This is a genomic window from Streptomyces sp. NRRL F-4489, assembly GCF_001509485.1.
Taxonomy (GTDB): domain Bacteria; phylum Actinomycetota; class Actinomycetes; order Streptomycetales; family Streptomycetaceae; genus Streptomyces.
In genome coordinates this window covers 61932-70108 of record NZ_LLZI01000191.1, presented here as the reverse complement: position 1 = coordinate 70108, position 8177 = coordinate 61932, and the positions used below count along the sequence as shown (strand labels likewise).

General features: G+C 70.9%; 7 protein-coding genes. 3 read left to right on the top strand and 4 right to left on the bottom strand.

Annotated elements, in window-relative coordinates; genetic code table 11:
* The 3 genes from ADL22_RS15200 to ADL22_RS15190 form a co-directional block, all read right to left on the bottom strand.
* A partial coding sequence (locus tag ADL22_RS15200; protein ID WP_066978697.1) for a hypothetical protein occupies positions 1 to 822 on the bottom strand: 822 nt, incomplete at its 3' end.
* 204 nt (positions 823 to 1026) lie between these two features.
* Positions 1027 to 2073, bottom strand: a complete 1047-nt coding sequence (locus tag ADL22_RS15195; RefSeq protein ID WP_420711566.1) for a metallophosphoesterase — start codon at positions 2071 to 2073, stop codon at positions 1027 to 1029.
* A gap of 279 nt (positions 2074 to 2352) precedes the next feature.
* The gene (locus tag ADL22_RS15190) at positions 2353 to 3453 is read right to left on the bottom strand and encodes a LacI family DNA-binding transcriptional regulator (RefSeq protein ID WP_066978688.1); all 1101 of its coding nucleotides are present in this window, start codon (positions 3451 to 3453) and stop codon (positions 2353 to 2355) included.
* Between the two features lie 396 nt (positions 3454 to 3849).
* Here ADL22_RS15190 and hisC point away from each other — a divergent pair, with 396 nt between their 5' ends.
* Positions 3850 to 4929 (top strand): histidinol-phosphate transaminase, encoded by a 1080-nt coding sequence (gene hisC / locus ADL22_RS15185; RefSeq protein WP_066978685.1) that lies wholly within the window; start codon positions 3850 to 3852, stop codon positions 4927 to 4929.
* An 82-nt stretch (positions 4930 to 5011) separates the two neighbouring features.
* Here hisC and ADL22_RS15180 read toward each other — a convergent pair whose 3' ends face one another.
* Positions 5012 to 5380, bottom strand: coding sequence for a cyclophilin-like fold protein (locus ADL22_RS15180; protein ID WP_066978682.1), 369 nt, complete (start codon positions 5378 to 5380; stop codon positions 5012 to 5014).
* A 258-nt stretch (positions 5381 to 5638) separates the two neighbouring features.
* On the opposite strand from ADL22_RS15180, the gene ADL22_RS15175 reads away from it, so the two are divergent.
* The gene (locus tag ADL22_RS15175) at positions 5639 to 7147 is read left to right on the top strand and encodes a cytochrome ubiquinol oxidase subunit I (protein ID WP_066978679.1); all 1509 of its coding nucleotides are present in this window, start codon (positions 5639 to 5641) and stop codon (positions 7145 to 7147) included.
* Positions 7148 to 7156: 9 nt separating this feature from the next.
* Positions 7157 to 8158, top strand: a complete 1002-nt coding sequence (gene cydB, locus ADL22_RS15170) for a cytochrome d ubiquinol oxidase subunit II (RefSeq protein WP_066978676.1) — start codon at positions 7157 to 7159, stop codon at positions 8156 to 8158.
* Positions 8159 to 8177: the final 19 nt, after the last annotated feature.

Sequence of the window (8177 nt, the reverse complement as noted above, 5' to 3'; positions counted from 1 at the left end):
GCGTTGCGGGGGCGGGGTGGGGCGCGGGACGTAGCGGAGCGGGTCGTCCGCGGGGTCGGGGGAGGGGTCGGCGAGGGCCTCGCGGAGGAACGGGCGCAGGCCGCGGTCCAGGAGGGCCTGGCACCAGGCGTCGTGGGCGCGGGCCAGCGCGGCGGCCCGTTCGTCGGCCTCGGCGTCCCGTGAGACGCCGTTGCGCAGCGCGGTGACGAGCAGGCAGCCCATGGCGACCAGTGCGCCGGCGCCGGCCAGCGCCGCGAAGATCCAGCCGACGCCGATCAGCGGGCGGGAGACGGCCGGGTCCGGGTCGACGGCGCGCAGCACGTAGCCGATGAGGAGGAAGAGGACGGCCGCGATCCCGGCGAGCACCGGAACGAGGACGGTGGCCATCGCGGCCAGCCCGAACCCGGCCGTTCCGGCGGTCGGTTCGTCGTCCGCGGTGGCCGTTCCGGTGGCCTCTTCCTCGTCCGCGGTGGCCGGTCCGGCGCGCTCGTGGTCCGCGATGGCCGGCCCCCTGCGCTCGTCGTCCGCTGTGGCCGGTCCGCTGCGATCCCCGGCGGGGCGGGCCGCCGGAGCGGTGGGGCCCGGCGCCCGCAGGGCGGTGCGGAGCCGGACGTAGTGCTGGTATTCGGCGGTTGCGCAGGCGGCGATCGCGGTGGTCGCGCTGAGGGCCATGGCGCGCAACTGGTCGGCGGTGAGGCGGTTTGCGCCACCGGAGGCGGGGCCGGCCTGGCTGGGTTCGGCGGTGCGCAGCGCCTCATCGAGGAGTCGCGCGAATTCCGCGCGGTCCTCGTTCAGCAGGTGCGGAGCGCTGTTCATGGGCATCCCCCGATGCTCCGTAGGGCCGTACGGGCCGGCCGGGAGCCGGGCGCCGGGCGTAAACGGAGGAGAGCCTGCTACGGATAGACCGATGGTAGAGCCCGGCTGGCGGGGGGTGACAGGGAGTTTGCGGAATTCGCGGGCGGGCCCGGCCGGATTCCGTCCGGTGCGCGCGCACGCGGCCGGCGGGCCGGGCCGTACGGCGAAGCGTCAGCCCGCCAGCGGCAGTTGGCAGACCAGCAGCTTTCCGGCCATCGTGACCCCGCCGTCCATGGCGATGGCCAGCCCGTCCGCGTAGACGTGCGGTCCGTCCACCGCGACCCCGTCGCCCTCGCCGTCCTCCGCGCCGACCTCGCCCAGCAGATACGGGATCGGGCTGTGGCCGTGCACGACGCGGGTGCCGCCGTAGGTGTCGAGGAGCTCGCGGGCGGCCTGCGCGCCGGTCTCGTCGCGGAAGGCGAACCGCTTGGTGAACTTCCGGAAGAGGTCCCAGACCTCGTCCGCGTCGCTGCGTGTCAGCACCTCGTGGACGGTGTCGTTGACCGCCTCGATGGAGTCGCCGTATTCGAGGTACGCGGTGGTGTCGGAGTGCACCAGCAGATGCCCGTCCTCCTCCATCACGGCGTCCAGCCGGGCCATCCACTGGAGGTGGTGGTCCTGCAGCCGGTCCATGTCGGACTTCTGGCCGCCGTTGAGGAGCCAGGCGGCCTGGAAGGAGGCGGTGCCGGCGCCGGACTGGACGGGGGTGTCCCCGAAGCGCTTGGCGCCCAGCAGCAGGAGTTCGTGGTTGCCCATCAGGGCCTTGCAGTAGCCGCCGGCCGCCGCGGCCTCGGCGGAGAGCTGCATGACCAGGTCGATGACGCCGATGCCGTCCGGCCCGCGGTCGGTGAAGTCGCCGAGGAACCACAGCCGGGCGTTGCCGGCCGCCCACCCGCCGTCGGCGTCGATCAGCCCCTCGGCCTCCAGGGCGGCGCGCAGCTCGTCGTAGTAGCCGTGCACGTCCCCCACGACGTACAGCGGGCCCAGCCCCTCGGGGGCGGACGGCTGCTCGGGGACCGCCAGGACGGAGGCGTGGTCGATCAGGGTGTCCGTGCGGCCGATGACCGGCAGGTCGCGGGCGGTCGGGGTGTACTCCTCGGGCATGGCGGGCGGCGCGGCCGGGGGCCCGGCGGGTACGGGTAGCTGGAGCGGCGGTCCGGGCGGCGGTCCGGAGGGCGCCCCGGGCGGGGGAGCGGACGCCGGAGGTTGTTCCGCCATGGTCCACACCATGGGTCCCTGACTGGCCCCCTGAGTCATCGACCCCTCCACCGTTGCGCCGCCGTGCACCTCTCGGACCTTTGCCTGGTCGACGGCGGTCCGCGGTGTCGTGCGCCCATCATAGGAACGCCGCTCTCGGGTTGTGACGCACCCGGGGGTGATCAATCCTGCGAAGCCCGGCGTTCGCGATGGATTTCTCCCGGGATCACCCTGTTTTTTCCTCGGCGAGCGGGCGCCGGCGGCCCGCCGCTGCCTCCGGACCGCCGGGCCGGGGCCCGCTCAGCCGCCGGCCGGACCGCGCGGCGGACTGACCGTGGTGCGCGGCGAGCGGCGCTGCGAGGACGTCCGCACGATCAGGTCGGTCGGTATCACCTGCTCGACCGGACCGCTGTCGCCGAGCCCCTCGATCGCGTCGATCAGGATCTGGACGACGGCGGTGCCGATGCGCCGCGGTTTGAGCGAGAGCGTGGTGACCGGCGGCTCGGTGGTGGCGTAGACGGTGGACTCGCTGCAGCAGACCAGCAGCAGGTCGTCCGGTACCCGTAAACCGTAGCGGCGGGCCGCGGCGAGCAGATCGGTGCCGTTCTGGTCGAAGAGGCCGTAGACCGCGTCCGGCCGGTCCGGGCGGGCCAGCAGCCGGTCGGCGGCCACCGCGCCGGCCCGCGGGTCGAAGGCGGGGTAGGACTCGTAGACGGGGTCCTGGCCGACCCGCTCGCACCAGTTGAGGTACGCGGTGGTCGACAGCCGGGTGTACGTGTCGGTGGTGTTGCCCGTGAGCAGCCCGATGCGGCGGGCGCCGGCCTCGGCGAGGTGGTCGAGCAGGCCGAGGACGGCCGCTTCGTGGTCGTTGTCGACCCAGCCGGTGACCGGGAGCGAGCCGCCGGGGCGGCCGTCGGAGACGACGGGGATGCCGTGCCGGAGGAGCTCGGTGACGACCGGGTCGCCGTCGGCCGGGTCGATCACGACGGTGCCGTCGAGGGCGACGTTGGACCAGACGTCGTGGCGGGAGGTCGCGGGCAGGATGACGAGGGCGTAGCCGCGGGCCAGCGCGGCGGAGGTGGCGGCTCTGGCCATCTCCGCGAAGTACGCGAACTCGGTGAAGGTGAAAGGTTCATCCCCGTACGTGGTCACGGTCAGACCGATGAGTCCTGACTTGCCGGTACGGAGGGTGCGGGCGGCTGCGGACGGGCGGTAGCCCAGCCGGTCGGCCACCTCGCGGACGTGGCTACGGGTGGCATCCGGAAGCCGGCCCTTGCCGTTGAGCGCGTCGGAGACAGTCGTGATCGATACACCGGCTGCGGCGGCCACGTCCCGGATGCCCGCGCGCCCCAGCCGGCGACCGGCCGACCGGCCCACCTGGTGCTTCCCTGCTGCTGTCATGGCGAGCCGATAGTAGGGCTCGCTACGGCCATTCGCGGGGGCGCTCCGGGGAGGGGTAGGAGGCACGTTTCTGCATCGTGATGGTGGGTCAACCGCCTTGTATTCCAAGGAAGTTGCGCCATTTGCTGGTCAATTGTCGGGAGGCAGGGCCACTCGGCCTGGCGATCCGCCCAGGTCTCGAAGAGGTCTCAAGTCACCTTGACGAGGGACGCGCGCCACGGAGCGAGCCACCGGCGCGCGGCGTGGCGCATGGCGCTCCCCCGCGGCCGCGCGCCGCGCGTCCCGTACGGCGGGCGCCGGGGCGGGGCGGTTTCCACAGGGGCTGCCGCCGGGCGGGTCAATCCTCATAAGGTGTGCAGTATTGGAGTCGAGCGGGATGGTCGAGGAGGACCTGCGGTGAGCGAGAAGACCCCGCGGCTGCGTGCCGCGCTGGAGGGCATCCCCACCTACAAGCCGGGGCGGCCGGCGGCGGCCGGCGGTCCGGTCGCGTACAAGCTGTCCTCCAACGAGAACCCCTATCCGCCGCTGCCGGGCGTCCTGGAGAGCGCGGTCGCGGCCGCCGGCTCCTTCAACCGCTACCCCGACATGGCATGTACGGGACTGATGGCGGAGCTGGCCGAGCGGTTCTCCGTCCCGGTGGAGCACCTGGCCACCGGGACGGGATCGGTGGGGGTCGCCCAGCAGCTGATCCAGGCGACGGCCGGCCCCGGTGACGAAGTGATCTACGCCTGGCGGTCGTTCGAGGCGTACCCGATCATCACCCAGGTCTCCGGGGCGGCGTCCGTCCAGGTGCCGCTGACGTCCGGCGAGGTGCACGACCTGGAGGCGATGCTGGCGGCGATCACCGACCGCACGCGGCTGATCTTCGTCTGCAACCCCAACAACCCCACCGGCACCGTCGTGCGCAGGGCGGAGCTGGAGTCCTTCCTGGACCGGGTGCCCAAGGGCGTCCTGGTGGTGCTGGACGAGGCGTACCGCGAGTTCATCCGCGACGCGGACGTGCCGGACGGGATGGAGCTCTACCGCGACCGCCCGAATGTGTGCGTGCTGCGCACCTTCTCCAAGGCGTACGGCCTGGCGGGGCTGCGGATCGGCTTCGCGGTGGCGCACGCGCCGGTGGCGGCGGCGCTGCGGAAGACGGCGGTGCCGTTCGGGGTGAGCCAGCTCGCGCAGGAGGCCGCGGTGGCGTCGCTGCGCAGTGAGGCGGCGCTGCTGGAGCGGGTCGAGGCGCTGGTCGCCGAGCGGACCCGGGTGTGCGAGGCGCTGGCGGCGCAGGGCTGGACGGTCCCGCCGTCGGAGGCGAACTTCGTCTGGCTGCGGCTGGGCGAGCGGACCACCGCGTTCGCCGAGGCGTGCGAGCGGGCCGGGGTGGTCGTGCGGCCGTTCGCCGGTGAGGGGGTGCGGGTGACCATCGGGGAGAAGCCGGCGATGGACCTGTTCCTCAAGGCCGCGGAGGAGTTCCGCAAGGAGCTGTAGACCGCCGGGCATGCGTCGCGGCGGACGAGGCCGGGGCCGCGGGTCGGTCGACCCGCGGCCCCGGCCGTCGCGATTTCCGGCGTCAGGCTTTCTGGACGTGGATCGCGTCGCCGCCGCGGACGGTGGCCAGGGCGCGCGGGTCGCCGTCGATGCGGCCCAGCACGTTGCAGGGCGAGGCGAGCCGGGACTCGTCGCCGCGGGAGATCGGGGTCGGGCCGTAGGGGAGCGCGAGGGCGTTGCCCTCGGTCCAGAAGGCGACCGTCCCCGGCTCGACGACCTGGCGGGCGTCGGACTCCAGGGCGGGGCTGAGCCCGGTGTCGAAGTAGACCTCCTCGCCCCAGGTGTGGGCGGTGGCCTGGAGCGGCAGCGCGGCGAGCAGCGCGGTGGTGGTCGGGGTGTCGTCGAGGGTGGCGGTCACTTGCCCGGCGGGCCAGGAGATACGGATCTTCATGGCGGCGAATTCAACAATATGTTGAAGCTGCGGGGAAGGGTGCTCTCATAACCTCGGCATAAAGGGTGCATGAGCCATCGATTCAAGCGTGACCGCAGTCACGTACCCCCCTTCTCCAAGGCGGACTCCTCATGGGTGATAATGCTTGTGAATGTGAACGCGTTCACAAGCTCGCGTCCCGGTAGGCGCTGCCTGGGTGGCGCACAAGGGACACGGCCGTGCTGTCACGGCGACGTAAGGACGTAAGGAGGCCGCGACGTGGAACTGGCGTTGGCGCCGGAGACTATGGCGCGATGGCAATTCGGCATCACGACCGTCTACCACTTCCTGTTCGTCCCCCTGACGATCTCCCTCGCCGCCCTGGTGGCCGGGCTGGAGACCGCGTGGGTACGGACCGGCAAGGAGAAGTACCTCAAGGCCACCAAGTTCTGGGGCAAGCTGTTCCTGATCAACATCGCGATGGGTGTCGTCACCGGCATCGTCCAGGAGTTCCAGTTCGGTATGAACTGGTCGGACTACTCGCGGTTCGTCGGGGACATCTTCGGCGCCCCCCTCGCGTTCGAGGCGCTGATCGCGTTCTTCTTCGAGTCCACCTTCATCGGCCTGTGGATCTTCGGCTGGGACAAGCTGCCCAAGAAGATCCACTGCTTCTGCATGTGGATGGTCTCGATCGGCACCGTGCTGTCGGCGTACTTCATCCTCGCGGCCAACTCCTGGATGCAGCACCCGGTCGGCTACAAGTTCAACCGCGCCACCGGGCGCGCGGAGCTGACCGACTTCTGGAAGGTGCTGACCCAGGACACCACCCTGGTCGTCGTCTTCCACACGCTGACCGCGGCCTTCCTGACCGGCGCCGCGTTCATGGTCGGCATCGCCGCGTACCACTTGATGCGCAAGAAGCACGTCAAGGTCATGCGGACGTCGCTGCGCCTGGGCCTGGTCACCCTGGTCGTCGCCGGACTGCTCACCGCCATCAGCGGTGACTCGCTCGGCAAGGTCATGTTCCAGCAGCAGCCGATGAAGATGGCCTCGGCCGAGGCGCTCTGGGACAAGGCCGCACCGGCGCCCTTCTCGGTCTTCTCCTACGGAGACGTCGCCAAGGGGCACAACAAGGTCGCCATCGAGATACCCGGCCTGCTCTCGTTCCTCGCGCACAGCGACTTCTCCTCGCCGGTCCCCGGCATCAACGACGTCAACAAGTCCGAGCAGCAGAAGTTCGGGCCCGGCGACTACCGGCCCAACATCCCGGTCACCTACTGGGGCTTCCGCTGGATGATCGGCTTCGGGATGACGTCCTTCGCCATCGGCCTGGCCGGGCTCTGGCTCACCCGCAAGAAGTTCTGGCTGGCACCCGCGCTCCGTACGGGCGACGAGGAGCCGCCGCACCTCGCCCTCACCAAGCACCGCACGCTGGGCGACCGGCTGGCGAAGTGGTACTGGCGGCTGGCCTTCGTCACCCTCGGCTTCCCGTTGATCGCCAACTCGTGGGGCTGGATCTTCACCGAGATGGGCCGCCAGCCCTGGGTCGTCTACGGCGTGCTGCGCACCCGGGACGCGGTGTCGCCCGGTGTCACACAGGGCGAAGTGATCACCTCGCTGGTCGTCTTCACCACGCTCTACGCGATCCTCGCCGTGGTCGAGGTCCGGCTGCTGGCCAAGTACATCAAGGCCGGACCGCAGGAACTCACCGAATCCGACCTCAATCCGCCCACCAAGATCGGCGGCGATTCCGCCGACGCCGACCGGCCGATGGCCTTCTCGTACTAGGAGGCGACCGTGCAACTCCACGACGTCTGGTTCGTCATCATCGCCTTCCTGTGGACCGGATACTTCTTCCTCGAAGGATTCGACTTCGGGATCGGCGTCCTCACCAAGCTGCTCGCCCGGGACCGGAGCGAGAAGCGCGTCCTGATCAACACCATCGGCCCGGTCTGGGACGGCAACGAGGTCTGGCTGCTCAGCGCGGGCGGCGCGACCTTCGCCGCCTTCCCCGACTGGTACGCCACCCTCTTCTCCGGCTTCTACCTGCCGCTGCTGCTGATCCTGGTCTGCCTGATCGTGCGCGGTGTGGCGTTCGAGTACCGCGCCAAGCGACCCGAGGAGAGCTGGCAGCGCAACTGGGAGCACGCGATCTTCTGGACCTCGCTGCTGCCGTCGGTGCTGTGGGGCGTGGCGTTCGGCAACATCGTCCACGGCGTGAAGATCGACGCGCACAAGGAGTACGTCGGCGGCCTGCTCGACCTGCTCAACCCGTACGCGATCCTCGGCGGGCTGGTCACGCTCGCGCTGTTCACCTTCCACGGCGCGGTCTTCGCCTCGCTCAAGACCGTGGGTGACATACGGGAGCGGGCGCGCCGGATGGCGGGCGTCCTCGGACTGGTCGCCGCCGTGCTCGCGGTGGCGTTCCTGGCCTGGACCCAGGCGGACAAGGGCGGCCTGAGCAGCCTGATCGCCATGATCGTCGCGGTGGTGGCGCTGGTCGCCGCGCTCGGGGCCAATAAGCTCGGGCGCGAGGGCTGGGCGTTCGCCTTCTCCGGGATCACCATCGCGGCGGCCGTCGCCATGCTCTTCCTGACGCTCTTCCCGAACGTCATGCCGTCCACGCTGAACGGCGGCTGGAGCCTCACCGTCTCCAACGCCTCGTCCAGCCCCTACACCCTGAAGATCATGACGTGGTGCGCGGGGATCGCCGCGCCGATCGTGATGCTCTACCAGGGGTGGACCTATTGGGTGTTCCGCAAGCGGATCGGCACCCAGCACATCGCCGAAGCCCACTAGCCGCGTCCCGCCCCGCCAG